The sequence below is a fragment of the Aldersonia sp. NBC_00410 genome (assembly GCF_026342035.1).
Classification (GTDB): domain Bacteria; phylum Actinomycetota; class Actinomycetes; order Mycobacteriales; family Mycobacteriaceae; genus Aldersonia.
The window spans coordinates 539,846-563,783 of record NZ_JAPENM010000003.1; the positions used below are offsets into that span (position 1 = coordinate 539,846).

At 65.9% G+C, this 23,938-nt stretch carries 27 protein-coding genes; 17 read left to right on the forward strand and 10 right to left on the reverse strand.

Annotated elements, in window-relative coordinates:
* Positions 1 to 125: 125 nt before the first annotated feature.
* Both purS and purQ read left to right on the forward strand, forming a co-directional pair.
* Positions 126 to 359: a phosphoribosylformylglycinamidine synthase subunit PurS gene (gene purS, locus OG921_RS09515; RefSeq protein ID WP_266112139.1), complete on the forward strand. Its 234-nt coding sequence runs from the start codon at positions 126 to 128 to the stop codon at positions 357 to 359.
* Positions 356 to 1,048, forward strand: coding sequence for a phosphoribosylformylglycinamidine synthase subunit PurQ (gene purQ / locus OG921_RS09520; protein ID WP_266112140.1), 693 nt, complete (start codon positions 356 to 358; stop codon positions 1,046 to 1,048). The genes purS and purQ overlap by 4 nt, the downstream gene beginning before the upstream one ends.
* Positions 1,049 to 1,096: 48 nt before the next feature.
* On the opposite strand, the gene OG921_RS09525 is transcribed toward purQ, so the two are convergent.
* Positions 1,097 to 2,071, reverse strand: a complete 975-nt coding sequence (locus OG921_RS09525) for a R2-like ligand-binding oxidase (RefSeq protein WP_266112141.1) — start codon at positions 2,069 to 2,071, stop codon at positions 1,097 to 1,099.
* A 263-nt stretch (positions 2,072 to 2,334) separates the two neighbouring features.
* On the opposite strand from OG921_RS09525, the gene OG921_RS09530 reads away from it, so the two are divergent.
* Together OG921_RS09530 and OG921_RS09535 are read left to right on the forward strand one after the other, a co-directional pair.
* Positions 2,335 to 2,727: a MarR family winged helix-turn-helix transcriptional regulator gene (locus tag OG921_RS09530; RefSeq protein WP_266112142.1), complete on the forward strand. Its 393-nt coding sequence runs from the start codon at positions 2,335 to 2,337 to the stop codon at positions 2,725 to 2,727.
* A gap of 41 nt (positions 2,728 to 2,768) precedes the next feature.
* Positions 2,769 to 4,052, forward strand: coding sequence for a M18 family aminopeptidase (locus OG921_RS09535; protein ID WP_266112143.1), 1,284 nt, complete (start codon positions 2,769 to 2,771; stop codon positions 4,050 to 4,052).
* Between the two features lie 75 nt (positions 4,053 to 4,127).
* On the opposite strand, the gene OG921_RS09540 is transcribed toward OG921_RS09535, so the two are convergent.
* Entirely contained in the window at positions 4,128 to 4,760 is a 633-nt protein-coding gene (locus OG921_RS09540) for a maleylpyruvate isomerase family mycothiol-dependent enzyme (RefSeq protein ID WP_266112144.1), read from the reverse strand.
* 147 nt (positions 4,761 to 4,907) lie between these two features.
* Between OG921_RS09540 and OG921_RS09545 the strand changes: the two genes are divergently transcribed.
* The gene (locus OG921_RS09545; protein WP_266112145.1) at positions 4,908 to 5,603 is read left to right on the forward strand and encodes a hypothetical protein; all 696 of its coding nucleotides are present in this window, start codon (positions 4,908 to 4,910) and stop codon (positions 5,601 to 5,603) included.
* On the opposite strand, the gene OG921_RS09550 is transcribed toward OG921_RS09545, so the two are convergent.
* Positions 5,600 to 6,883: an ion channel protein gene (locus tag OG921_RS09550; RefSeq protein WP_266112146.1), complete on the reverse strand. Its 1,284-nt coding sequence runs from the start codon at positions 6,881 to 6,883 to the stop codon at positions 5,600 to 5,602. The two genes, OG921_RS09545 and OG921_RS09550, sit on opposite strands and share 4 nt — an antisense overlap.
* A 165-nt stretch (positions 6,884 to 7,048) precedes the next feature.
* Between OG921_RS09550 and OG921_RS09555 the strand changes: the two genes are divergently transcribed.
* The 10 genes from OG921_RS09555 (at position 7,049) to OG921_RS09600 (ending at position 16,608) form a co-directional block, all read left to right on the forward strand.
* Positions 7,049 to 7,711, forward strand: a complete 663-nt coding sequence (locus OG921_RS09555; protein ID WP_266112147.1) for a hypothetical protein — start codon at positions 7,049 to 7,051, stop codon at positions 7,709 to 7,711.
* 101 nt (positions 7,712 to 7,812) lie between these two features.
* Entirely contained in the window at positions 7,813 to 8,493 is a 681-nt protein-coding gene (locus OG921_RS09560) for a hypothetical protein (RefSeq protein ID WP_266112148.1), read from the forward strand.
* A 9-nt stretch (positions 8,494 to 8,502) separates the two neighbouring features.
* The gene (locus OG921_RS09565; protein WP_266112149.1) at positions 8,503 to 9,264 is read left to right on the forward strand and encodes a SipW-dependent-type signal peptide-containing protein; all 762 of its coding nucleotides are present in this window, start codon (positions 8,503 to 8,505) and stop codon (positions 9,262 to 9,264) included.
* A 470-nt stretch (positions 9,265 to 9,734) separates the two neighbouring features.
* Positions 9,735 to 10,472 (forward strand): hypothetical protein, encoded by a 738-nt coding sequence (locus OG921_RS09570; RefSeq protein WP_266112150.1) that lies wholly within the window; start codon positions 9,735 to 9,737, stop codon positions 10,470 to 10,472.
* A 26-nt stretch (positions 10,473 to 10,498) separates the two neighbouring features.
* Positions 10,499 to 11,101 carry a signal peptidase I gene (locus OG921_RS09575; protein ID WP_266112151.1) on the forward strand — a complete coding sequence of 201 codons (603 nt, stop codon included), beginning with the start codon at positions 10,499 to 10,501 and terminating at the stop codon, positions 11,099 to 11,101.
* A 290-nt stretch (positions 11,102 to 11,391) separates the two neighbouring features.
* Complete coding sequence (locus tag OG921_RS09580) at positions 11,392 to 12,453, forward strand: hypothetical protein (RefSeq protein ID WP_266112153.1); 1,062 nt, start codon at positions 11,392 to 11,394, stop codon at positions 12,451 to 12,453.
* A gap of 70 nt (positions 12,454 to 12,523) precedes the next feature.
* Positions 12,524 to 13,171 carry a hypothetical protein gene (locus OG921_RS09585; protein WP_266112155.1) on the forward strand — a complete coding sequence of 216 codons (648 nt, stop codon included), beginning with the start codon at positions 12,524 to 12,526 and terminating at the stop codon, positions 13,169 to 13,171.
* 118 nt (positions 13,172 to 13,289) lie between these two features.
* Positions 13,290 to 15,581 carry a phosphoribosylformylglycinamidine synthase subunit PurL gene (gene purL / locus OG921_RS09590; protein ID WP_266112156.1) on the forward strand — a complete coding sequence of 764 codons (2,292 nt, stop codon included), beginning with the start codon at positions 13,290 to 13,292 and terminating at the stop codon, positions 15,579 to 15,581.
* 3 nt (positions 15,582 to 15,584) lie between these two features.
* Positions 15,585 to 15,962 (forward strand): sterol carrier family protein, encoded by a 378-nt coding sequence (locus OG921_RS09595; protein ID WP_266112157.1) that lies wholly within the window; start codon positions 15,585 to 15,587, stop codon positions 15,960 to 15,962.
* 22 nt (positions 15,963 to 15,984) lie between these two features.
* Positions 15,985 to 16,608 (forward strand): GNAT family N-acetyltransferase, encoded by a 624-nt coding sequence (locus OG921_RS09600; protein ID WP_266112158.1) that lies wholly within the window; start codon positions 15,985 to 15,987, stop codon positions 16,606 to 16,608.
* Here OG921_RS09600 and OG921_RS09605 read toward each other — a convergent pair.
* Positions 16,592 to 16,897, reverse strand: a complete 306-nt coding sequence (locus OG921_RS09605; RefSeq protein WP_266112159.1) for a hypothetical protein — start codon at positions 16,895 to 16,897, stop codon at positions 16,592 to 16,594. The genes OG921_RS09600 and OG921_RS09605 overlap by 17 nt on opposite strands.
* Before the next feature lie 127 nt (positions 16,898 to 17,024).
* Positions 17,025 to 18,341 (reverse strand): YhgE/Pip domain-containing protein, encoded by a 1,317-nt coding sequence (locus OG921_RS09610; protein WP_266112160.1) that lies wholly within the window; start codon positions 18,339 to 18,341, stop codon positions 17,025 to 17,027.
* 175 nt (positions 18,342 to 18,516) lie between these two features.
* Between OG921_RS09610 and purF the strand changes: the two genes are divergently transcribed.
* Positions 18,517 to 20,091 (forward strand): amidophosphoribosyltransferase, encoded by a 1,575-nt coding sequence (gene purF, locus OG921_RS09615; RefSeq protein ID WP_266112161.1) that lies wholly within the window; start codon positions 18,517 to 18,519, stop codon positions 20,089 to 20,091.
* Between the two features lie 10 nt (positions 20,092 to 20,101).
* Here the strand turns inward: purF and OG921_RS09620 are convergent, their stop codons facing one another.
* The 4 genes from OG921_RS09620 to OG921_RS09635 form a co-directional block, all read right to left on the reverse strand.
* Positions 20,102 to 20,395 carry a HigA family addiction module antitoxin gene (locus OG921_RS09620; protein WP_266112162.1) on the reverse strand — a complete coding sequence of 98 codons (294 nt, stop codon included), beginning with the start codon at positions 20,393 to 20,395 and terminating at the stop codon, positions 20,102 to 20,104.
* 30 nt (positions 20,396 to 20,425) lie between these two features.
* Positions 20,426 to 20,707: a type II toxin-antitoxin system RelE/ParE family toxin gene (locus OG921_RS09625; RefSeq protein WP_266112163.1), complete on the reverse strand. Its 282-nt coding sequence runs from the start codon at positions 20,705 to 20,707 to the stop codon at positions 20,426 to 20,428.
* 100 nt (positions 20,708 to 20,807) lie between these two features.
* Positions 20,808 to 21,437: a TetR/AcrR family transcriptional regulator gene (locus OG921_RS09630; protein WP_266112164.1), complete on the reverse strand. Its 630-nt coding sequence runs from the start codon at positions 21,435 to 21,437 to the stop codon at positions 20,808 to 20,810.
* On the reverse strand, positions 21,424 to 22,290 hold the full coding sequence (locus tag OG921_RS09635) for an alpha/beta fold hydrolase (RefSeq protein WP_266112165.1): 867 nt from the start codon (positions 22,288 to 22,290) through the stop codon (positions 21,424 to 21,426). Before OG921_RS09635 ends, OG921_RS09630 begins: the two co-directional genes overlap by 14 nt.
* A gap of 164 nt (positions 22,291 to 22,454) precedes the next feature.
* On the opposite strand from OG921_RS09635, the gene purM reads away from it, so the two are divergent.
* Positions 22,455 to 23,528, forward strand: coding sequence for a phosphoribosylformylglycinamidine cyclo-ligase (gene purM / locus OG921_RS09640; protein ID WP_266112166.1), 1,074 nt, complete (start codon positions 22,455 to 22,457; stop codon positions 23,526 to 23,528).
* 94 nt (positions 23,529 to 23,622) lie between these two features.
* On the opposite strand, the gene OG921_RS09645 is transcribed toward purM, so the two are convergent.
* Entirely contained in the window at positions 23,623 to 23,826 is a 204-nt protein-coding gene (locus OG921_RS09645; protein ID WP_266112167.1) for a DUF3073 domain-containing protein, read from the reverse strand.
* Positions 23,827 to 23,938: the final 112 nt, after the last annotated feature.

A 23,938-nucleotide genomic window follows, 5' to 3' on the forward strand; every position in this document is an offset into this window, starting at 1 on the left:
CACGGCGGATCGGCTCCGTGCGGGAGGCGGTAAACTTCGTGGTCGCCGCGGTGTCGCGGTGTGCGAACCCACATCGCCGAACACAACCCGCTGCACCACACCGACGAACAACAAGGAGCAAGCCCGTGGCTCGAGTCGTGGTCGACGTCATGCCCAAGCCGGAAATTCTCGACCCGCAGGGCCAGGCGATTGTCGGTGCGCTGCCGCGGTTGGGCTTCGCCGGCGTCTCCGATGTCCGGCAGGGCAAGCGTTTCGAGCTCGAAATCGCCGACGACGTCGACGACGCCCAGCTCGAGCAGATCGCCGAATCGTTGCTGTGCAACACGGTGATCGAGGAGTGGAAGGTCACCCGCCTGTGAGCTCCCAGACGGCTGGCGCACGGATCGGTGTCATCACCTTCCCCGGCACGCTCGACGACATCGACGCCGCACGCGCGGTCAAGCTTGCCGGCGGCGAGGCGGTTGCGCTGTGGCACGGCGACGCGGACCTCAAGGGCGTCGACGCGGTCATCGTGCCGGGCGGCTTCTCCTACGGCGACTATCTGCGCTGCGGCGCGATCGCCCGATTCGCGCCGGTGATGGGTGAGGTGGTCGCCGCCGCGAACAAGGGCCTGCCGGTGCTCGGCATCTGCAACGGCTTTCAGGTGCTCTGCGAGGCCGGGCTGCTACCGGGCGCGCTGACCCGCAACGAGGGGCTGCACTTCATCTGCCGCGACCAGTGGCTGCGTGTCGAGGCGAACACCACCGCATGGTCGAGCCGGTACGACGCGGGCGCGGAGATTCTCGTCCCGCTCAAGTCCGGCGAGGGCCGCTACCAGGCATCGACACAGGTGCTCGACGAGCTCGAGGGCGAGGGCCGCGTCGTGTTCCGCTACGCCGGCGACAACCCGAACGGGTCGCAGCGCGGCATCGCGGGTGTCAGCTCGGCGAACGGTCGAGTGGTCGGTCTGATGCCGCACCCAGAGCACGCCACCGAGGCGCTGACCGGACCGAGCGACGACGGGCTCGGCATGTTCCTGTCCGTGCTCGACGCAGTCATCGCGGTCTGACGCTCGCGAGCGGTAGGCGAAAAATATACCGGCGGTTGGTTTTTCGGCTCAGCCCGCCGCCACTCGCATCGCCTCGGCGTCCTCCTGGCCGAACCGTTCTTCCAGTGTCTCCGGCGAGTAGTCCAGGTCGATTTCGGCGATCGGGCGTCCACGTGCCGACTCGATCGCGGATAGGCGGCGCTGTGCGCGATCGGCCGCGTAGACGAGATACTCCTTGTCGTCGATGCCGAACGGGTTCTTCTCGAAACGGTTGTTGACCCACTCGATCATGCCCAGCGCCAACGGCATCAGTTCGGTCATTCGCTGTTGCACCACGTCCCAGTTGCGGTCGTCGGCGGCGACATGACGGCGACAGGTGAACGTCCCCCACGCCATGTGCCTGCGCTCGTCGTCGCCGATCCGCTTCACCAGTTCCTGCATGCCGGGGAAGATGCCTTCCTGCGTGCAGACCTTCTGCCAGGCGTAGTAGCCGGTGAGCGCGAGGCTGCCTTCGATGACGTGGTTGTAGGTGACGCTGGCCCGGACCTGCGTGGCCGGGCTGGGGTCGGTGGCCAACTCGTGCAGCGACCCGGGTAGCTCCTCGTAGAACAGCTGGCGGTAGTACGGATTCTCCGCGACGAATGGATGCAGGTCGTCGGTGAGACCGACGGCGTCCATCCAGAGCCGGAACACCTGGGTGTGCTTGGCCTCCTCGAAGCAGAACTGGGTCAGGTACAGCTCGTCGCCGAATCTGCCCTCCGCGGCCATTGCGTCCATGAACGGCCGAATATCTTGTGTGACAGCCTCTTCCCCGGCAATGAACTGGGCACAAAGGTACGTAGTGCTGCGTTGTTGTTCGCTGTTCAACCGTTCCCAATCGGCAGCTTCGGCGCTGAAATCGAGATCGGCTGGATTCCAGAATTTCGCATTGCCCTTACTGAACAGGCGCAGTGGAAACGAATCCCAATTGAGTCCGCCCGCGCGCAACGAATTGAATCCGTCGCGGCCAGGGGCGTAGGTGTGATCGGTGATCGGTGTGGACATGATGGGTCTCCCTCCACATGGGTGGTTCACCAAATCACGTTAGACCCGCCGCGGCGGTACGACGCCGATGTTTGCCGGATTGCCTACGGGGTATGCGGCGGCGGTAAACGACGCGAATAACGGGTTTGACGCAATCGATTCAAATTGCACTGCAACGGCTTGTATCCTTTTGGCAGACAATCCCAGCGGCGGGAGTTGGCCGGATGATCATTGGCAGCAGGAATTCGCTGAGTCGGGCGCTGCGAAGCGCAGACCGTTGCTGGGTGCACCGGTTGGACGCCGTGCTGCGCAACCGCGGGATCACCACGGACCACTGGAGTGTGCTGGCGAGTCTGTCGATCGTCGGTGGCATCACGATGAGCGAGTTGGCCCGGCGCACCGAATTGCCCGCGAGTTCGGCCACCCGCTCGATCGATCTGCTCGTCACGCGCGGGCTGGTCGTGCGCGGGGTCTCCGCGGAGGATCGCCGGCAGGTGATCGTCATGCTCAGCCCGAGCGGCCATGCCCTGGTGGACGAGGCGAACGACGCCGAGCTCGCCGTCGAGCAGCAGCTGCGGGCCCAACTCGGCGATGAGCGCGTCAACGAACTGGTCGAGTTGCTGCAGCAGGTGTCGGCCACTGCAGCCCGGTCGGCTCCCGCACCCGCGCGCGGCTGACCGAGCAACGCCCACACCCGCGCAGCGCCTAGGATCCCGGCATGAGCCCGTCCGGACGCACCGATGCCAGTGCGGAGCTGTTGTGCCGCTTCGTGGATTCCTCCCCATCGCCCTTCCACGTCTGCGCGACCGTCGCCGCTGAACTCGCGGCGCACGGCTTCGTTCGGCTCGCCGAGCGTGATGCGTGGCCGGCCGAACCGGGTCGCTACTACGTGCTGCGCGGCGGTTCGCTGGTGGCGTGGAGTGTCGCGGGCGGGTCGCCCCTGCCGTTCCGCGTCGTCGGCGGGCATACCGACAGCCCGAACCTTCGCGTCAAACAGCATCCGGATCTGTCGGTCGCGGGCTGGCAGCTGGTCGGGCTGGAGCCGTACGGCGGGGCGTGGCTGAACTCCTGGCTGGATCGCGATCTTGGGCTGTCCGGCCGGATCGCCACGCGGCATGCGAAAGGTGCCCGGCACCAACTGATCCGCGTCGACCGGCCGATTCTGCGGGTGCCGCAGCTCGCGATCCACCTGTCCGAGGACCGCAAGGGCGTGCAGCTGGATCCGCAGCGGCACCTCAACGCGGTGTGGGGAGTGGGCACGTCGCCGCGCTCGTTCGTCCAGTTCATCGCGGCCGAGGCCGGCGTCGACCCCGAGGAGGTGCTGGGCTGGGAGCTGATGACGCACGACCTCGCGCCGAGCGGCGTGGTCGGCGTCGACGGTGAGCTCGTCAGCGCGCCGCGCCTGGACAACCAGGGGACGTGTTACGCGGGCACGCAGGCGTTGATCTCGGCAGCGGACCGGCCGACCGATCGCGTTCCGGTCCTTGCCCTCTTCGATCACGAAGAGGTGGGCAGCACCTCGGATCGTGGCGCCCAATCGGATCTGCTCAGCACGGTGCTGGAGCGAATCGTGCTCGCCCGCGGCGGTGGCCGAGAGGACTTCCTGCGCACGATGGCCGATTCGATCTGTGCGTCGGGCGACATGGCCCACGCGACCCATCCCAATTACCCGGAGCGGCACGAACCCGCGCACCGAATCGAGGTCAACGGCGGGCCGGTGCTGAAGGTCAACCAGAACCTGCGCTACGCCACGGATGCGGTGGGTGCGGCTGCTTTCGCGATGGCGTGCGATCAGGCCGGCGTGCCGTTGCAGCGGTACGTGCACCGCGCCGATCTCCCGTGCGGGTCCACCATCGGTCCACTCACCGCGGCGCGCACTGGAATGTCGACGGTCGACGTCGGCGCCGCCCAGCTCGCGATGCACTCGGCCCGAGAGTTGATGGGCGCCAGCGATGTTCGCGCCTATACCGACGCACTCGCGGCATTCCTCGCACCGGAGTAGGCGTACCCCGACGGGTGAGTTGCTGCCGCTATTCGCCGTCATGCCAATGAGTTTCGCGAACACCGTCGGCGTAGATCAGAACGGCCACGCGGGTAGCTCGGGCAGGCCGGGCGACTGCGGCCGACCGATCAACCAGGCGAGCACCTGCGCGTCGGGAAGGTCCGGCACGGAGACGTAGGGCGCCGCCGCAGCCAGGCGCGGAAGCTGTGATTCGAGGGTGGACGCGACGAAGTCGGCAGGCCAGTCGTCGGGGGTGTAGCCCAGTCCGAGGTCGACGTGGTGGATTTCGAGTTCGCGCCAGCGCAGCACCGGCAGGTCCCGCGCGACGATGGGCATCCGCCACGCGATCGGGGTATCGAACAGGTCCTCGGTGATCTCGCCGAGTTCGCGGACCACCCGAGATCCGGCGAAGGCGTAATCGGCGGCGAGCAGCGCGGCCGGCCGGTCCGCCCCCTCCTCGATGGCGGCGGCCCGCGCATCCGGGCCACCCGGGTACATCTCACCCGGCACGCCGGTGAGCACACCGACGACGAACCGGTGCAATGCATCGGCGTTGCGACTGATATGCGTGGCGACATGGCCGCGGGACCACCCGGGCAGCAGCGACGGTGACCGCGCCTCATCGTCGGTCAGATTCGACAGTGCCGACACGACGCGGGCATGCGATTGCGCGACGGCGTCGAGCGTCTCGGAGTACGACAGCGACATGGCCGCAGTCTATTGGGATTCGCAACTTGTGTACTCGGGTCTGCCGGACCGGCCTTACTCCCAGGTCGTCGGTGCTACCGTCACTTATTGTGACGACGGCCACACGGGCCTCTTGTTCCGGCTGGGTTCGACGATTACGGGTTTCCGATGAGCACTGAATCACCCGAAGTAGGGAAGCGCCGCCGGCGCAAGTTCGTGCTCTTCTTCGCCATGGGTTTGGTGCTCGGGCTGCTCGTGATGACCGTGGTTGCGGTGTACCGGGATTCGCGAGACGGCGACAGCGACTGGGGGTTGCTGAGTTCGATCCTGCCGTGGAGCGAGGAAAAGTCGAGCGACTGGAACGTGCAGGGCAACTTCAGCGTCAATCGCGCAGACAGCGGTTGGTCGAGCTTCTCGAACACGCCACATACCGGCGACTTCCAGTTCTCGGTCGAACCGCAGAGCATGTACCCGGGCAAAACCGTCTACGCGCCGGTGTCGCTGCGGGTCGACCCGAAACATCACAGTTTCGACGGCCGCATCACGCTCCAGGGCGGCGTGGTGCCGGAACCGAACGTGTTGTTCAGCGCGTTGCGTTACACGGTCGGCGACGCCGGCGCCGCCGACTGCGTCGCCGGACGTCCGGGCAACCCGCGGCCGGGCTTCCCCGGCTCCGCGGGGACTCCGGACCCGTTGTTCACCTCGAGTGACCCGCTACGGCCCGCTATTTTGCCGAGGGACTCCCAACCGGTGGACTTCTGCTTTGCGGTGACGCTGCCGGAATCGCTGGCAAGTGACGTGGCGGTCCGCGGCAAGAGCACCGGGCCGGTGGTGTGGAACTTCGTCTCTCAGGCGGACATCTAGGCGCTCTGGCGTGGCGGCTGGTTTTCTGCGGGTTCCGTCGGGGTGGCGATCATTTCGGGTCGTGCCGATACGATCAGCCAGACGGGCAGGATGATCAGGCAGAGCAGCGGGAGCACGTTCGCATCGCCGACGATTGCCACGGCCATGAACAGCGACAGCCAGCCGTCGCGCGAAACCACAAGCACGACACCGAGAATCCCGCAGGCGATCGCCAGCGCTAGCGGTATGTCGTTGTCGATGGCGTGCGCCACCTGACCGATTGCCAAACCGATGAATACCGACGGAAAGATCCTTCCGCCACGGAATCCTGCTGTCGCCGCGACCACCATCGCCCCGAGCTTCACCAGCGCGATGAGGATGAGGCCGCCGACGGTGTAGTCACCTGCGGTATCGGTCAGTTCCTTCATCTGTTCGAGGCCTTTGAACAGCGTGATCTCGCCGCCGATCGCGCCGAGCATGCCGAGCACCAACCCGCCCGCGAGGAATATGAACACGGGGTGGGGCAACAGGCGGAACAGCTTGTGCAACGGGTTGTACGCGTAGAGGCCGACAAGAGTGACGAGGGTGGCGATGACCGCGATCACGAGTCCGCTCAGCAGATCGTCCCAGCCCGGAGTGCCCATCTTGGGAACCGAAACCGAAAGCGTCGGGCTCTCCAGCAGATACATCGTGAGGCCGCCCGATCCCGCCGCGACGAGCGGCGCGAATAGGTTGTCCCACAAGCTGCCACGCTGATGGAACTCCTTCATCTCGGTCAACAGCAACGCGGCGGCGACCGGGGTGCCGAACATCGCACCCACCGTGCCCGAGATCGCGAGCACCGTCCCGAACGCGCCGGGAACGTTCGGTAACCACCTGCTCAGTAACCAGACGGCCAGCCCGACGTTGATGGCGATGATCGGGTTTTCCGGCCCGAGGCTGGTGCCGCCGGCGAGGCAAATGACCAGTGCCACTGCGAGGCCCGGCAGCACCCAGAGCGGCAGTGGCGCGGACACCAGGCCGGTGGTCGCCGGATCCGGGCCGGCGTGACCCGGTGCGAGCCAGACGACAAGGCCGACAGCAAGACCGACGACGGTGAGCATTCCGAAGATCCACCAACGGTTCTCGCCGGTGGTGCCGAACGAGTCGGGTAGCCAATCCCAGAGGAAGTGCTCGAGCTGGTCGGCGAGCTCGGAGATGCCGATCAACGCGAGCGCCGAGCCCACGCCGATAACGAGCGCGGGAAACGCCTGCTTCGCTGTGTCGCCGGTGGTGCGCGTCGGATCATGGGTGGTCGTCAACGTGCCTCCCGCAGATGTGGTCGGCAGTGACATTAGCCCGCTCTGGGCCGCGCCGCCGATGCTACGAACGCGAAAATACCGTTGCGCGGAGTCCGCCCGAAGCGTGGCTGTGCGGTGCTACTTTCGTCGTAGTTCACCACATCAGCGGTAGGACCGGGACGGACCATGAGCGCCGATCAAACTGGCCGGGCGGCCGACGAAGCGGGGCCTGATCCTGCGCTGCACCGCCACAAGCGCAAGGTTCGCGCATTCCTCGCCGTCGGCATTGTCCTCGGTCTCGGTGTCACTGCGACGCTAGCGGCTTACACCACTTCGGTGTTCGGGGAGGCGGAGTTCCAGACCGGCACGTTCAATACCCAGGGCAAGTTCCGGGATGGGGAATGGGCAGACTTCGACAAGGGCATCTCCGGTGTCGGCGATTTTGCTTTCGAGCTCAATCCGCTGCAGATGGTGCCCGGCGACACGGTGTACGCGCCGGCAGCCGTCCGAGTCGATCCGACCAGGGCCTCCTACGACGCCGCGGTCACTCTGATAGGCGCGAACTCGACCACCCCCACCAGCCCGCTGTTCCTCGCCCTGACCTATTCGGTCAATAGCGCGACCCCGGCCAACTGCAATGCGGATGGGTGGACGACCGGGACCGAATACTCGGGTTGGCCGACAGACGATCCGTTGACCCAGGGGAGCACCGAGGCCGTCACGGTGCCGAAAGACGATGCCGATGGTCTCGATTTCTGCTTTGCGCTGTCATTACCGGCGAGTTTCGAGGTGCAGAATGCGACGTCCGGAACGATGGAGTGGGAATTCGCGTCGACCTCGATTCCGTAGTGCCGAATTGCGCGTAAACGGCCTGCCGCGCAGGGGGCCGGTGTTACCGTCGGCACTGGTGAACGGTCAGGAGGCCGGCCGCATCGAGGGAGACGATCCCGATGAGTACCGAACAGGCGGGCGACAGCGGCACCGGGCAGTCGGACGAACTGCGCCGTCGCAGGCGCAAGGTGAAGGTCATTCTCGCGGTCGGCATCATCGTGGGCCTCGGCGCCGTCGCCACACTCGCGGGGTACACCACCTCGATCTTCGGCGGAGCCAGCTTCGCGACCGGTGAAGGCTCCGGCTTCAATGTGCTGGGCAGCTTCGACGGCGGCACGACCTGGGAGTCGTATGCCTCGGCGGGCGACGCCGGCCAGTTCGAGTTCCAGATCAATCCGGGCCTGATGACACCGGGTGACACCGTCTACGCGCCGGTAGCGCTGAAGATCGATCCGACCCAGAACTCATCTCCCGGTGATGCCGTGCTGAAGGGAGCCCAATTCGAGGCCGGCAGCAATCCATTGCAGATCGCGTTGATCTACACGGTCAAGTCGCTGCCGGCCGCGGCGTGCAATGCCACCGGATTCGGTGCGGGCACCGTCCCGCCGACCTTTCCGGAAGGCGTCGCACTGACGGTTGGTAGCGGCGCGACACCGCTCCGGCTCACCGCGGACAGTGCCCCGCAGAATCTGTGTTTCGCTGTGACGCTGCCCAGTTCGTATTCCGACGACCAGTCAATCCAGGGGCTGAGCACGGGCAAAGTCACCTGGGGCTTCGACATCTCGTCGGCGACGACGTAGGAGGCTGCCATGTCCCCATCGAAATCGAAGCGACGTCTCGGTTTACCGACGTCCTCACGGATCACCTTGTGGCACAAGGTTCGTGCGGTCCTCATTGCCGGGATCGTGTTGGGGCTCGGCACCACCGCGACGCTCGCGGCATGGACCGACGACGTGTTTGGCTCCGGCACGGTGACGAGTGGGCACTTCACCATTCAGGGCGATCCGGTGTACGGAGCCGGGATCTTCTTCCCCGAGACGGACTTCCAGGACCACCCGACACCGGAAGAAGCCGGAAACATGAACTGCCGCGACATCTTCAAGGGCGGGCGTGACACATCGAAGGACGTTGTGCCGGGCGCTTCCGCCTTCTGTTCGACCAGGTTTCGCCTCGGGAGGACCCCGGAGAACGACAACGCGCCGCGGCTTCCCGCGGAGCTCAGCTTGGTAGGGGCGCAAATCGAAGCGGGCAACGCTCTCGCCAGTGCACTGCGGTACACGGTTCGCCAGGTCATCGACCCAGCGGCCGGCCGTGCCAAGTGCCGCGACGACCAATGGGACAACCTGGTTGCCATCCCCGGCTTCCCCGTCGACGCTCCGCTCACGACGGGCAGTGACCCTCAGCAGCCCCTCGTCATGCCCGCGGACAACGGGGCCGAGACCCGGAGTGGTTACACGATCGTCTGCTTCAAGATCGACGTGCCGATCGACGCGCCGGCGGCGGCGCTGGGCATCGATTCCGGTCCGATCCTGTGGCATTTCGACGCGATTCCCATTGCCGCGGCGCCATGAGTGCCGATGGGCGCGGGGCACCCGAACGCCCTCCGCCGATACGCCGCGAAGCGCGGCGGAATTGGCAGTCGGAGAGCGGGAATTGGCGGAAACCAACCGACCGGTCGTGAGGCAAATTCACGCCATCGGAATTGGAACGTTCAGGGAAACTTCACAACCGACGGCGACTGGTGTCGGCTGCAACGATTTCTCGCCCCCTCCCAGGAGGGCGAGATACCCTCGGTCGGTACGTGGTCGGAATCTCCGAAATTGAACGGTAACTTGGCAATTCGTTTCTCGAGCGATTATTTCGTCCGCTCGAAATTGCCCAGTGACATCGGTGTCAAATAGCGTCTTTCCCGGCACCGAAATATGCATGGGATCCGCATTGGTAACGGCCGCAGCGAAAACCGTCCATTGCGCAGGTCGGCGGTGTTACCGTCCACTTTGATGAAGCCCATAACCGTCAGATGTAGATGGAGGTTGGTTCCATGAGTACTGATCAGGGCGCCACGGCAAGTACGCCGGAAGCGGATTCGGAGAGAGCGAAGCGCAAGCGGAGGGCGTTTCTAGCGGTGGGCCTAGTGGTCGGGCTCGGGGTCGGCGCCACGCTGGCGGTGTTCAGCACGAATGTCTTTGGTAAGGCGACATTCGCAACGGGTGATTGGGAGGCGCAGGGCGCGTTCGCCGCGAGCGGCGGCGGCGATTGGCAGACCGCCTACATCGATAGCGCCGCAGCTGGGACTTTCGACTTCCCGCTCGACCCGTCCGAGACGAATATTGTGCCCGGGAAACCGATCTACTCCAGTGTTGGTCTTCGCGTCAATCCCGAGAAGGACGAGTATCCGGGTTTGGCCTCCCTCCTAGCCGGTGTGACACGGGCACCGGAGGTCGCCACGAAGCCCGAAAGTGCGGAACTGTTTGGGGCATTGCAGTTCTGGCCCAAACTAATCGCCACCAAGACCGTCCCCTTCGGGGCGCCCCCGACTCCATCGTGCACAGAGGCTGACTGGACCGGGGGCCAGGACGCGTTCGGGATCACCGGCTGGTCGCCCTTAACCACGGCTGGCGGTGCAACCTTGGACTTGCCCATTGATGACACCACGGGACAGGTCGTCTGCTTTGCGGTTACGCTGCCGGATACTCCAGAAAACTTGGCGAACCCTGCCCTACGTGGCTCTGCTGCTGGTGTGACCTGGCAATTCAGCATTCTCGCGAATATCCCGTAGATCCTGCTCGCCCGCGAAGGGGCACCATGTGGAAAAAGGCCGCGAACATCCTGCTCAACATCGCCGCAGTCCTCGGTGCAATCTGCATCATCGCGTCGATCGTTGCGCTGGTGTTCGGAGTCCGCCTGGTGATCTTCAAGAGCGGTTCGATGGATCCGGCCATCCCGGCCGGTTCCCTCGCGATCACCCGGGAAGTCGATGCGGCGACGCTGCACGTTGGTGACGTCACGATGATGGACCGGGGCGACAGCCTCGACCCGATCACGCACCGGGTGCTCACCGCGCAGCCGGGCCTCAACGGCTCGACGATCATCACGATGCAGGGCGACGCCAATCCTTCGCCGGATCCCGACCCGTACACCGTCGTCCGGGCCGGCCTGGTGTTGTGGTCGATTCCGGAGTTGGGCTACGTCCTGGTGAAGCTCATCAGCCCGATCGTGCTGCTGATCGTGACGTTCGTGGTGGCCCTCATCGTTGGCATGGCCGCCTGGCCGCGGGAGGAGGAAACGAACCCGCCGACCGGGCCGCCCACCGACGAAGCCGGCGGTCCGGATGACCCGGACGAGCCAACCGGACCGGGCGCAGGACCCACCGGGGGTGACAACGAAACGGTCCACACACGGGTGTGAGTCGCGCTACGTTCGTGGCGAAGGAATCTCGCCGTACCAGGAGGAACCCTGACGAAAGGGTCGCTCGTATGAGAGGGATCGCAAACCTCGCCGTAGCGCCAGGAGCATCATCGTGCAGCGGCCAACCGACCCCGATGCGCACTCGCGCACCGGGGCGGGCCGAGTAACGGACGAAGGTCCGCACAATGAGCCGTCGGCGAGGCACAGAATCCCGAGGGCGACGCCCCCGGCGCATTCGTCGTTGGCTCCCGCTGCTGGCCGCGGGTTCCGTCTTATTACTCGGCGTCACGATGCATACCGCCGCGAACTGGACAGTCGAGGTGTGGCTGACGCAAGGGATCGTCTCGGCGACTGCCGAGCGCGGCTACGGCGAGGGAATTGCGGGAAACGCGACGCTGACGAATCTGGAGCAGTCAAACGAGGACAAAGTCATCGCATATAACGACCAAGAAAGCTTTGCAGCTACGGATACGGACTCGAAGGTCCTCGTGGTGCGAACACCGCTCGTCGGGCTCACTTTCTACACTTTCGGCGGATTAGGAACCTTGCAGTCGAACGCCTGTGCGGGATACACGGACGCCAGGGATAATCTCTGCGTCCTGCGTCCGAACGAACGGTCCTCCGACGCGACGGCCAACCTCGCAAACACGGACTTCGGCTATAGCGACACCATCGGTAGCGACTGGTTGGGGCGGTTCAACGACATCAAGGGCGCCAAGGCCGAATGCCCGCCGAGCGGAGGAGTGGTGACGAGACCGGGCGGGTCGATCCGGATCAACGGCGGGAACACCGTCGACGTCGCGACCCTGGTGCCGGAGAACAACCAGAACCCGCGCCCGACCCTCGGCGTCCCCTTGAACGGCACGGCCCCAGGTCTCGTCCCAGTTACCGTGACCGGATTTGTCTACTTGCAAACCTTCACCCAGGCGGTGCCTCCCATGGCGGGGCTTCGGTTGATCGTCGAGTTCGATGCCGTCGACACAGCACCAGTCCCTACCGTCGGAGATATGGCCGTCGACATCGAACTGGCGCGAGTCACCTGCGCGACCGGGACGAACGAGCCGATCTGGCCGGAATACAAGGGCCGTTTCGACGGGGCTGCGGGCGGCGGATCCCTTCCGGACTGGTTCCCGGACTTCGGCTCGGGAGCCCTGCTCAACAACCTATTCGGGTCGTCGGGATCGGCGGGATCGGCACCCCCTCCGCCTGCCCCGGCGGGTGCGCCGGTGCCGCCCCCTCCACCTGCTCCGGCCGGCGCCCCGGTGCCGCCGCCTCCTCCGCCACCTCCGCCGTTGCCTCCGCCGCCGGGCGGCTTGCCATTGTTGTTCGGCCCGTTGCTGCCGGGGCCGTAATCATGACCGGGATAACGATGTTCGTCGCGTGCGACCCTTGTGGGTGGCGGAAAGTGAAGGCGGTGTCGTCATGACCCACTATCCGGATCCCGGCGCGACCGGGCAGGCCCAGGCGCAACGACGTAAGCGCAAGATCCTGGCGGTGCTCGCGGCCGGGTTACTGCTGCTCGCCGGAGGCATAGCAACCACGCTGGCGATATTCAGTGATTCGATCTTCGGTTCGGGCACCGTATCCACGGGCGCGTTCGATATCGAAGCCGATTTTGGCGAGATCGGCGGCTATCAGCAGTACGCCACGGCGCCGGGCGGCGCTATGCAATTTCCGATAATTGCGAATGCTATGTATCCGGGCGCGACGGTGTACGCGCCGATCACACTGCGGACGACGGACGTGCCGAATTCGGATGTGCCGGTCAAATTGATCGGCGCCACCTTCGATCCGCCGAATGCTCTCACCGCCGCACTCCTCTACAGCGTCAAGATCATCGGGAACACCGCCACCTGCGATGAGGCAACGTTCGCCGCGGCACCCCCGCTGATCGGGTTCCCTACCGACGCCACCCTGTCGACGGGAAGCGGCGAAACAACCCATGTCATCCCGGCGGACCACACGCCGGTGCGGTTCTGCTTCGCCCTGACGTTGCCGACCACGGTGGACAACACGACGCAGGACCTCTCGGTAACGCCGGTCTGGCAGTTCTTGTCCATCATGGGATAGGGCGCCACTCGCGCCGGACAGGGTCACACCTACTTCCTGCGGGCACGTCGCAGGTGGCGACTAGACTCGCCCGGTAGCTTCTGCGCATTCTCGCCAGGTCGAAAGGACTCGTCGCTCCGTGACTTCGCACGTCGATACCGTCTCGCACGCCGCTTCATCGCCGGACACAGCGCAGCCCTACCGGGAACTCGGGCTCAAGGACGACGAGTACACCCGCATCAAGGAGATCCTCGGACGCCGCCCCACCGACGCCGAGTTGGCGATGTACTCCGTGATGTGGAGCGAGCACTGCTCCTACAAGTCCTCCAAGGTGCACCTGCGGTACTTCGGCGAGACCACCACCGACGAGATGCGCGCCCAGATGCTCGCGGGTATCGGCGAGAACGCAGGTGTCGTGGATATCGGCGACGGCTGGGCGGTCACCTTCAAGGTGGAAAGCCACAACCACCCGTCCTACGTCGAGCCGTACCAGGGCGCGGCCACCGGCGTCGGCGGCATCGTGCGCGACATCATGGCGATGGGCGCGCGGCCGATCGCGGTGATGGACCAGCTGCGCTTCGGCGCCGCAGATGCGCTGGACACCCGCCGCGTCGTGGACGGTGTGGTGCGCGGGGTTGGCGGCTACGGCAACTGCCTCGGCCTGCCCAATGTCGGCGGCGAGACCGTTTTCGACCCGTCCTATGCCGGCAACCCGCTGGTCAACGCGCTCTGCGCGGGCGTCATGCGGGTGGAGGACCTGCACCTGGCATTCGCCTCCGGCGCCGGGAACAAGATCATTCTGTTCGGTGCCCGAACCGGATTGGACGGCATCGGCGGCGTGTCGGTGCTGGCGTCGGAGACCTTCGACGACACCGGCGGCGGCCGACCCAAGAAGCTGCCGAGCGTCCAGGTTGGCGACCCGTTCACCGAGAAAGTCCTCATCGAGTGCTGCCTCGAGCTGTACGCGGCCAAGCTGGTGGTCGGTATCCAGGACCTCGGTGGTGCCGGATTATCCTGTGCCACATCGGAATTGGCTGCCGCAGGTGACGGCGGCATGCATATCGACCTGGAGCAGGTGCCGTTGCGCGCCGAAGGGATGACCCCGGCCGAGGTGTTGTCGAGCGAGTCGCAGGAACGCATGTGCGCGGTCGTGACCCCGGAGAACGTGGACGCGTTCCTGGCGGTGTGCGCCAAGTGGGACACGCTTGCGACCGTGATCGGCGAGGTCACCGGCGGGGATCGGCTGGTCATCACCTGGCACGGTGAAACCGTGGTCGACGTGCCGCCGCGCACCGTGGCGCACGAGGGCCCGGTTTACGAGCGTCCGGTGGCGCGCCCCGCCGATCAGGACGAACTGATCGCGAACGTGCCCGACGGCTTGGCGCGCCCTTCCTCTGCCGACGAGTTGCTCACCACGCTGCTGCGGATGATCTCGAGCCCGCAGTTGTGCAGCCGGCGCTGGATCACCGAACAGTACGACCGCTACGTCCGCGGAAACACGGTGCTCGCCGAGCATGCCGATGCCGGTGTGCTGCGGATAGACGAGGAAAGCGGGCGGGGGATTGCGCTGGCGACCGACGCGTCCGGGCGCTACACCAAGCTCGACCCCTACACCGGCGCACAGCTTGCGCTCGCCGAGGCTTTCCGGAATGTAGCTGTCAGCGGCGCCACTCCGAAGGCCGTCACCAACTGCCTGAACTTCGGTTCGCCCGAGGACCCGGCGGTGATGTGGCAGTTCCAGCAGGCGGTGCGCGGACTCGCCGATGGGTGCGCCACCCTCGGGATCCCAGTGACCGGGGGCAATGTGAGCTTCTACAACCAGACCGGGCAGACCGCGATTTTGCCGACCCCGGTGGTCGGTGTGCTCGGCGTGATCGACGATGTGCACCGCCGCATCCCCACCGGGTTCGGCCGCGAACCGGGCGAGACGCTGATCCTGCTCGGCGACACCCATGACGAGTTCGGCGGTTCGATCTGGGCGCAGTTGGTGCACGACCATCTCGGTGGCGTGCCGCCGCGGGTCGACCTTGCTCGTGAACAACTGCTGGCAGAGATCCTGACCGCCGGCTCGCGCGACGGCATGATCAGCGCGGCGCACGACCTGTCCGAAGGTGGGCTGGCGCAGACGGTCGTCGAGTCCGCGCTGGCCGGCGAGACGGGTTGCCGGATCATTCTTCCGGACGGCTCCGACCCGTTTGTGCAGCTGTTCTCGGAATCGGCTGGGCGCGTCCTGGTTTCGGTGCCGCGGACAGAGGAGACCCGGTTCACCAATATGTGCTCGGCGCGAGACATGCCCTGGGTGCGGATCGGCGTGGTGGATCAGGGCTCCGATGCCGTCGAGGTGCAGGACCTGTTCACCGTGCCGCTTGCGGAGTTGCGCAAGCGTTTCGAAGCTACCCTGCCGGCATTGTTCGGCCACGGCGCTGCCTGAGCCTTGCCACGATCCGGAGTCGATCCCGCACAGCTGCGGGAAGCCGTTGCGGCAGTAGCGGGCTGGTTGGTTGACGAGAACGCGCCGGAGCCGTCACGTGCCGAGCTCGCCGTGGCCGTTCGACTGACTGCGCGGGCGATTGCGCAATCGGCGCCGGGCTCTTCGGTGGAGGTGCGGGTGCCGCCATTCGTTGCGGTGCAGTGTATTTCGGGGCCGCGGCATACGCGTGGAACACCGCCGAACGTGGTGGAGACCGATCCGCGCACCTGGTTGCTGCTCGCCACCGGTGCGATGGACTTCGACGCCGCGGTGGCGGCGGGGCGGGTCTCGGCGTCCGGGGGGCGGGCGGGGGAGGTGGCGCACTGGCTGCCGATTGTGTGAAACCGGATCGAGGGGGAGACGAGTGGCAAGCGAGTTCTGGACCGAAACGCCGACGCTGAAGGGCGCGCACGTCGTGTTGCGACCCACCACACTCGACGACGTCGAGGGCCTGGCAATCGCCCACGACGATCCGGACACGCTGCGGTACTTTCCGTTCGGCATCGAGTCGGAGCCACCGTCGCGGAAGTCGGTCGAACACGCGCTGCGGTCCGGGCGTCAGATGCTCACTCAGGTCGACGCGGCCTCGGGTGAGATCGTCGGGACGACGTCTCTCTACGAGATGAGCGAGCCGCACCGCCGGGTCACCATCGGCTACACCTGGATCTCGTCGCGCGCCCGCGGCAAGGCAATCAACGCCGAGTCGAAACTTCTTGTGCTGGAACACATTTTCGGCACGCTCGCGGCGCGCCGCGCACAGCTCAATGTGGACGATCTGAATGTTCGTTCGCGGGCGGCGGTGCTCGGCCTCGGCGCGCAGCAGGAGGGCGCGCTGCGCGACCATGCGCGCCGCCGGGACGGAAGTCGGCGCACGACGATCGTGTACTCGGTGATCGCAAGTGAATGGCCGACCGTGCGCGACGGTCTGCGCGCCCGCATCGCCGACCGAATGGCGAGCGCCGCTCCGAACCCTACGGGCACAAGCTGATCGGCGCAGCACCGACAGAGGAATCCCAGTGCGGCGCAGTCTCACCGGGCGGCACAGCGGTCTCGTGACACGGCACGGGCACGGTTGTGTCCGTGCCGGGAACGCCGGCGGGGTAGTCCTGGTTGACCGCCGCGATCGACAACGCCACAACGAATGCGGCGGCGACGGCGACGAGCAGTACGGCCGCCGCTTTGCGCCATGACACCCGTGGACGTCGGATGGGCAACGTGATCAGGCGCCGGGGCGCGGCGATTGGCGCGGGTATCTTGCCTGCCACCGTTGCAGTCATTGCCAACCACCTCCGATCGATGCATGAACCTCCATGCCTCGATCATTGGCGGCGTTCGGAGCCGGGTCGCGCGTAGTCCGCTACTCGAATCCGCTGCGTTTCTGGCGTCGTAACCAGCCGAGCCGCGTCAGGGCACGGAAGCCGTCTCCGGCCGCGTCCGGCGGTGCAAGCCCGCGCGGTCATAGACCCGGGTCGTGACGATGCCCAGGGTCAGACCGATCGCGAGCCCGATCAGCGTGGCGACCGCAGACCTCCCCAGGCCGGAGGCGGAACCGGCGTCGAAGAACAGGATCGATCGCGCGCCGAGATAGAGCTGATGCATCGGCTCGAACTTCGCGAGCCAACCAAAAACCGGGGGCTGGGCCTCCAACGGCACCGTGCCGCCGGACGACGGCAGACCGAGCACGATGAACACGACCAGGTTGATCAGCAGGCCCGCCGTGCCGAACAGCGCCAGTACCGACAGCGCCGTGACTCCGACGGCGAGAATGCCGAGCACGCCGAATAAATACAGTGCCAGCGCTCGGTCGATCGGCATCCCGACCAGGTGCCCGACACCGACATAGATCCCCGACACCACCAGCGCGATCGCCGCCATCACCGTCCACTTGAGCATCAGGGTGTTGAACCGCGAGATACCGATCGACTCCAAGTGCCGGTACCACGGCCCGTATTCGGTCGGCGCGAAGCCGAGCGCCTGGTCGACCATCGTGTGCACAATCATCGCCCCGGTAAACCCGGCGAGCACGAGCAGCAGCGCGTAATAGAACGCCGCCAGACCATTTCCGGTGCCGCCGGGCAGCGGGTTGTATTCGGTGGCAAGTACATTCACCGGCTCGGCGAGCGTCAATGCGCTCGCCCCCGGAATCGGCGTCGGCGGTGGCCCGGCCAACTGTTGCTGCACCTGGCCGGTCAGCTGCTTGCCGACCTCCGAATTCACTTGCGTCATAGCCTGATCCCCGATCCGGTCCATGATCGCGCTGGCGAACGTACCGGCCCGCGGATTGGACTGCACGGTGATGACGGGCTTTTCGATCTCGCCGGGCACGACGCTGCCGGCGGCGAGGATCAGCAGCCGTTTGCTGAAGTCGCTGGGGATGATGATCACGCCGTACACATCGGCACTCTGCAACTGTTGCTGCGCCTCGGCGATGCCGACCTGACGCAGGTCGATCTGGTCCGGATCGATGCCGTTGCCGATGGCCGCCGCGATCTGATCGCCGAAGTTCTGCTTCTGCTCGCCACTCGGACCCGGCACCAGCTCGCCCTCGTCCTGGTTCACCAGCGCGACCGGGAAGTCGTGCAGGCTCGCCTCCGGGTCGGCGATGCTGTCCAGATAGAAGCCGGCGAGCAGTGTCATCAGCCCTATCACCACGACCGCGGGGAAGAGCCAGACGCGAGGGTTGCGCACCGCGGCACGCGGTGGCGTCGGAACGGCATTCATGAGCAGAGGACGCTACCCGTACTCGGCGCGCCCCCGCGTGTCGTGGGTGAGTTCCGCCACATTGGCGGTCCGTGGGGTGTCCAAACCGGGTTTCGGGCGTCATCCAGGCCAGACGTGCGCCCGATCACCCGTAGAATGGGTTATGCCCCCCACGCCCACCGATCAGGGAGCAACTGTGGTTAGTGCCGAGCATTCGGTCCGTACCCCCAACCTTCTCGCTACGGCAGACCCTTCGGCAGACGAGAACGAAAACGAACCCCGCGAGGAATGCGGGGTTTTCGGTGTGTGGGCGCCCGGTGAAGATGTCGCGAAGCTCACCTATTACGGGCTTTATGCGTTGCAGCACCGTGGCCAGGAAGCCGCGGGTATCGCCGTATCCGACGGTTCGCAGGTGCTCGTCTTCAAGGACCTCGGCCTGGTGAGCCAGGTCTTCGACGAGCAGACCCTCGCCGCCATGCCGGGGCACGTGGCGGTGGGCCACTGCCGGTACTCCACCACGGGTTCGACCACGTGGGAGAACGCGCAGCCGATCTTCCGCACCACCGCCGTCGGTACCGGCATCGCGCTCGGGCACAACGGCAACCTCGTCAATACCGCAGAACTCGCCGATCGGGCGCGCGCCGAGCGTCTCGTCGACTCCCGCCGCCCGGTTGCCGCGACGACCGACTCGGACATCATCACGGCCCTGCTCGCGCACGCCGCCGCCGACAGCACCATCGAGCAGGCCGCGATGTCGCTGCTTCCGACGTTGCGTGGCGCGTTCTGTCTGACGTTCATGGACGAGCACACCCTCTACGCGGCGCGCGACCCGCACGGTGTGCGTCCGCTCTGTCTCGGCCGGCTCGATCGCGGTTGGGTGGTGGCCAGCGAGACCGCGGCCCTCGACATCGTCGGTGCCTCGTTCGTCCGTGAGATCGAGCCCGGCGAGTTGCTCGCGATCGACGCCGACGGCGTGCGATCCTCCCGCTTCGCCAACCCGGAGCCCAAGGGCTGCGTGTTCGAGTACGTCTATCTCGCCCGTCCCGACAGCACCATTGTGGGTCGCTCGGTGCATGCCGCGCGCGTGGAGATCGGGCGCCGGCTCGCCAAGGAGCACGCCGTCGATGCCGATCTGGTGATCCCGGTTCCGGAGTCGGGCACGCCAGCCGCGGTCGGCTACGCGCAGGGCTCCGGCATTCCGTACGGGCAAGGTCTGATGAAGAACGCCTACGTCGGGCGCACGTTCATCCAGCCGAGCCAGACCATTCGACAACTCGGTATCCGGCTCAAGCTCAACCCGCTGCGTGAAGTCATCCGCGGCAAGCGGCTCATCGTCGTCGACGACTCCATCGTGCGCGGCAACACCCAGCGCGCGCTGATCCGGATGCTGCGTGAGGCCGGCGCGCTCGAGATCCATGTTCGGATCGCCTCCCCGCCGGTGAAATGGCCGTGCTTCTACGGCATCGACTTCGCCTCACCCGCCGAGCTCATCGCCAATGGGGCCGGAACTGGCAGTGCCCCAGAAGATTTCGACGAGATGGTGGACGGTGTGCGCCGCTCCATCGGAGCCGACAGCCTCGGCTACATCTCGATCGACGGCATGATCGCCGCCACCGAGCAACCCAAGTCCCGGTTGTGCGCGGCCTGCTTCGACGGCAAGTACCCGATCGAGCTGCCCACCGAGGGCATCGGCAAGAACGTGCTCGAGGGCATGTTCGAGGCCGCGGTTGTCGAGGGCAACGACAACGCGAGCGCGTTGTTACGTCCGTAGGGACCAACCGCTATGCCGAGAGCGGCGTGATCCCGGCGAGGGTGTCGCCCAGTTTGTCGGCTGCAACGTCGAGTTCGTAGCGGTCCTGGATATTGAGCCAGAACTGTGCACTGTTGCCGAATGCCTTCCCCAGCCGCAGGGCTGTGTCGGCAGTGATCGACCGCTTCCCGAGCACGATCTCGTTGATCCGTCGCGGCGGAACACCGATGATCGTGGCGAGCCGGTTCTGCGTGATCCCGAAAGGTTCGAGGAAATCCTCACGGAGGATCTCACCGGGGTGAACGGGGCTCAGGTCTGGAGTCATGTTGGTATTCCTTGTCGGTCCTTCGGGTGGTTAGTGGTAGTCGGTGATCTCGACGTCGTACGCGGCTGTGGCGCGCCAGACGAAACAGATGCGGTACTGATCATTGATCCGAACGCTGTACTGGCCCAAGCGGTCCCCGGAGAGTTTCTCCAGGCGATTGCCCGGCGGCACCCGCAGGTCGTTGACGTCGGTGGCCGCGTCGATCAAAAGGAGGCGCCGTCGCGCGATCCGCTGAATGTCGTGTGGAAGCTTCTTCGAGAACTGCCGATGAAAGACCCGCTCGGCCTCTTTGTCGCCGAACGACTCGATCACCAGACCAGCATAACGCACTGCGTTATTAACGCGCAACGTTATATCCGTTGTGGCCATGATTCCAAGGACTTGCCCGGCTCCTCGCGCCCGAGATCCCCTGTCAGCCGGGCAGTATCGAGCTGAGCAGAACGAGCAGTGCGCGCATCGCCTCGGCGCGCGCAGCGACATGATCCTCGGCATGTGCGACGAACAAGCCTGCCTCGATGATCGAGCTGAATAGCAGTTGCGCGATGAGTGAGACGTCCTCGCCTGCGACACTGCCGCTTTCGGCGGCGAGCGCGACGATTCCGATTACCAGACCGAGGCCGTGCCTGGCTTCGAGTTCTCGCCAGGACTGCCAGCCGAGCACGGTGGGCGCATCGATGAGCGCGATGCGCAGAATCTCGGGGCGTACGCAGATTTCGAGATAGCGGTCCAGCGACCTGATGATGCCGGCCCGCATAGTCGCCGTCCGCGCTTCGGCGTCGTCGCCCAGTTCGGCCATCACCGCCCCAACGCTCGTGGTCAGCTCGGCGGTGATCTCGCTTTCCAACTCCTCGAGCACGGCGACGAACAGCCCGCGCTTGTCGCCGAAGTGGTGGTACAGCGCGCCGCGTGTGACGCCGGCCGCGGCGACGATGTCCTCGGCCGCCGCACCTGCGTAGCCGCGTTCGGCGAACAACCGCCGACCGGTCGCCACCAGATCGGCTTTCGTCGACCGAGAACGGTCGAGTTGACTACGGCGCGGCATGCTCGCGAGTGAATTCCAGGATCAGTTCCGCGAGCAACTCCGGCTGATCCTCGGGCACGAAGGTGTAACTGTCTTCGATCAGGCGCAGGGTGGCATTGGGCAGGTCGGCCGCGAGGCGTTCGCCATAGCGCAGCGGGAACACCTTGTCCTCGGGAGCCCAAGCGATCAGAACGGGCACGGTGATCTCGGGGAAGCTCTCGGCCGCGGCGAGCGTGTAGCGCCGGTGCAGCCCGGCGAGGGCGTGCCGCAGATCCTTGCGGATGGCCCGGTCGTGACGGCTCGGCTCGAGGTAGCCGTCGACAACTTCCGGCGCAACCGGGCGCTTGGTCAGCCAACCGAAGGTGAACGGCAGCCGGTGCAGAGCCCGCACGCGCAGGGTGGTGGTGAGCAGGCCCATCGACCCGGGAACCTTCGCCAGCGTCGTCAGCCCGCGGAATATCGGCGGCAGGAAGTTCGAGTAGCAGTCCGATGGCGTCAGGACCACCCGCGCAACGCGAGAAGGCTTGCGCGCCAGCAGAATCTGGGTCAGTGCGCCGCCGGTGTCGTTGGCAACGAGGGTGACGTCGCGCAGGTCGAGCTCTTCGAGAAACGACTCGATCAGGGTGGCGAGGCCGGGGGGAGTCAGGTCGGCATGGGGCACCGGGATGCTGTGTGAGCCGAGCGGCCAATCCGGGGTGAGGCAGCGGTATCCGGCATCAGCGATCGCGGGCACCACCTTGCGCCACAGGTTCGCGTTCACCAGCAGTCCGTGCACGAACACGACCGGCGAGCCCGTACCGCGTTCGTGATAGCAGATTCGCCCGCCGGGCAGATCGATGTCGTGTGCGGTGCCGAGCGCTGCGCTGTGTCCCATGACGGTCTCCCCGGGTTGTCGGCGATGGCCCGTCAACCATCACATACATACAGAATGTATGTCAATGGATGCGCTCCTCGATGGCAGCGACGCCCGGTGTCGACGGGCTCTCCGGTAGCGTAAGCACGCATCTATAAGGCCAACGAGGTTGGAGCGCCGTCCCCATGGAAGACCAGACGCGTCCCTCGGGTGTCTCGTATTCGGCGGCCGGCGTCGACATCGAGGCCGGGGATCGTGCCGTCGAATTGTTCGCCCCACTCGCCAAGCGGGCCAGCCGCCCAGAGGTACAGGGCGGGCTCGGTGGGTTTGCCGGGCTGTTCGCCCTCAAGGGCGACTACCGCGAACCCCTGCTCGCATCGTCCACCGACGGCGTCGGCACCAAGATCGCTGTCGCACAGGCGATGGACAAGCACGACACCGTCGGCCTGGACCTCGTCGCGATGGTCGTCGACGACCTCGTCGTATGCGGCGCGGAGCCCCTGTTCCTGCAGGACTACATCGCTGTCGGCAAGGTCGTTCCCGAACGCGTCGCCGAACTGGTCGGCGGTATCGCGGAAGGCTGCGTGCAGGCCGGCTGTGCGCTGCTCGGCGGCGAGACCGCCGAACATCCGGGCCTGATGTCCGACGGTGACTACGACCTGTCCGCCACCGGTGTCGGTGTCGTCGAGGCCGATTCCGTCCTCGGTCCCGATCGGGTACGCCCCGGGGACGTCGTCATCGCCATGGGTGCTTCGGGGCTGCATTCCAACGGCTACAGCCTCGCCCGCAAGGTGCTGCTCGAGATCGACCGGATGAACCTGAACGGGCACGTCGAAGAGTTCGGCCGCACCCTCGGTGAGGAGTTGCTGGAGCCGACGAAGATCTACGCCAAGGACTGCCTCGCACTGATCGCGGAAACCGACGTGCGCACCTTCTCGCACGTCACCGGTGGCGGACTGGCGAACAACCTGGCGCGCGTCATGCCCAAGGGGCTCGTCGCCGAACTCGACCGGGGAACCTGGAGCCCGGCACCGGTCTTCCGGATGATCGAGCAGCGCGGCCGCGTCGACCGCATCGAGATGGAGCGCACCTTCAATATGGGCGTCGGCATGGTCGCCATCGTCGCGCCCGAAGACGTCGATCGCGCCCTGGCAGTGCTGACGGCACGCCACATCAGCTGCTGGACGCTGGGGTCCGTGCAGGCGAACAAGGACGCGGTCGATCGCGTCGTGATGGTTGGCGAGCACCCGCGGTTCTAGGCCGCTGCCGGCACCGATACGACCCGGCGGACGCCGAACGACAGCAGATCAGGGGGAGCCGACTCGGTCGGCTCCCCCTGACTGCTGTCAGATGTCAGCGACGCCAGTCTTCGTACTCGTCCTCTTCCCAGCGGGATACGTCGTCCGGCTTTTCGGAGAGGACACCGTTGCGGTGCGAGATGGGTGATTCACCGCCCGACAGCTCTCGTTGAAGGCTATCGAAGTCGGTATTCGGCGAGCTGTACTTGAGCTCCCGAGCAACTTTGGTCTGCTTTGCCTTAGCCCGGCCGCGGCCCATGGCTAACCCCCTCGCGCTTTTGCGGGGCGGCCTGGGGATATTTGGCGGCCCCGTTTCCGATGTGAGTTTTCCTGCTACACACTTTAGCGTGCCAATCGCGGTCGCGCTTCCA

Excerpts from the sequence above, each read along its gene's own strand:
- OG921_RS09645 (WP_266112167.1), bottom strand. The coding sequence starts at position 23,826 with ATGGGCCGCGGCCGGGCTAAGGCAAAGCAGACCAAAGTTGCTCGGGAG.
- OG921_RS09635 (WP_266112165.1), bottom strand. The coding sequence starts at position 22,290 with ATGGGACACAGCGCAGCGCTCGGCACCGCACACGACATCGATCTGCCC.
- OG921_RS09560 (WP_266112148.1), top strand. The coding sequence starts at position 7,813 with ATGAGTACCGAACAGGCGGGCGACAGCGGCACCGGGCAGTCGGACGAA.
- purM (WP_266112166.1), top strand. The coding sequence starts at position 22,455 with ATGGAAGACCAGACGCGTCCCTCGGGTGTCTCGTATTCGGCGGCCGGC.
- OG921_RS09585 (WP_266112155.1), top strand. The coding sequence starts at position 12,524 with ATGACCCACTATCCGGATCCCGGCGCGACCGGGCAGGCCCAGGCGCAA.
- OG921_RS09565 (WP_266112149.1), top strand. The coding sequence starts at position 8,503 with ATGTCCCCATCGAAATCGAAGCGACGTCTCGGTTTACCGACGTCCTCA.
- OG921_RS09555 (WP_266112147.1), top strand. The coding sequence starts at position 7,049 with ATGAGCGCCGATCAAACTGGCCGGGCGGCCGACGAAGCGGGGCCTGAT.
- OG921_RS09610 (WP_266112160.1), bottom strand. The coding sequence starts at position 18,341 with ATGAATGCCGTTCCGACGCCACCGCGTGCCGCGGTGCGCAACCCTCGC.
- OG921_RS09540 (WP_266112144.1), bottom strand. The coding sequence starts at position 4,760 with ATGTCGCTGTCGTACTCCGAGACGCTCGACGCCGTCGCGCAATCGCAT.
- OG921_RS09605 (WP_266112159.1), bottom strand. The coding sequence starts at position 16,897 with ATGACTGCAACGGTGGCAGGCAAGATACCCGCGCCAATCGCCGCGCCC.
- OG921_RS09630 (WP_266112164.1), bottom strand. The coding sequence starts at position 21,437 with ATGCCGCGCCGTAGTCAACTCGACCGTTCTCGGTCGACGAAAGCCGAT.
- OG921_RS09545 (WP_266112145.1), top strand. The coding sequence starts at position 4,908 with ATGAGCACTGAATCACCCGAAGTAGGGAAGCGCCGCCGGCGCAAGTTC.
- OG921_RS09525 (WP_266112141.1), bottom strand. The coding sequence starts at position 2,071 with ATGTCCACACCGATCACCGATCACACCTACGCCCCTGGCCGCGACGGA.
- OG921_RS09580 (WP_266112153.1), top strand. The coding sequence starts at position 11,392 with ATGCATACCGCCGCGAACTGGACAGTCGAGGTGTGGCTGACGCAAGGG.
- OG921_RS09575 (WP_266112151.1), top strand. The coding sequence starts at position 10,499 with ATGTGGAAAAAGGCCGCGAACATCCTGCTCAACATCGCCGCAGTCCTC.
- OG921_RS09620 (WP_266112162.1), bottom strand. The coding sequence starts at position 20,395 with ATGACTCCAGACCTGAGCCCCGTTCACCCCGGTGAGATCCTCCGTGAG.
- OG921_RS09535 (WP_266112143.1), top strand. The coding sequence starts at position 2,769 with ATGAGCCCGTCCGGACGCACCGATGCCAGTGCGGAGCTGTTGTGCCGC.
- OG921_RS09570 (WP_266112150.1), top strand. The coding sequence starts at position 9,735 with ATGAGTACTGATCAGGGCGCCACGGCAAGTACGCCGGAAGCGGATTCG.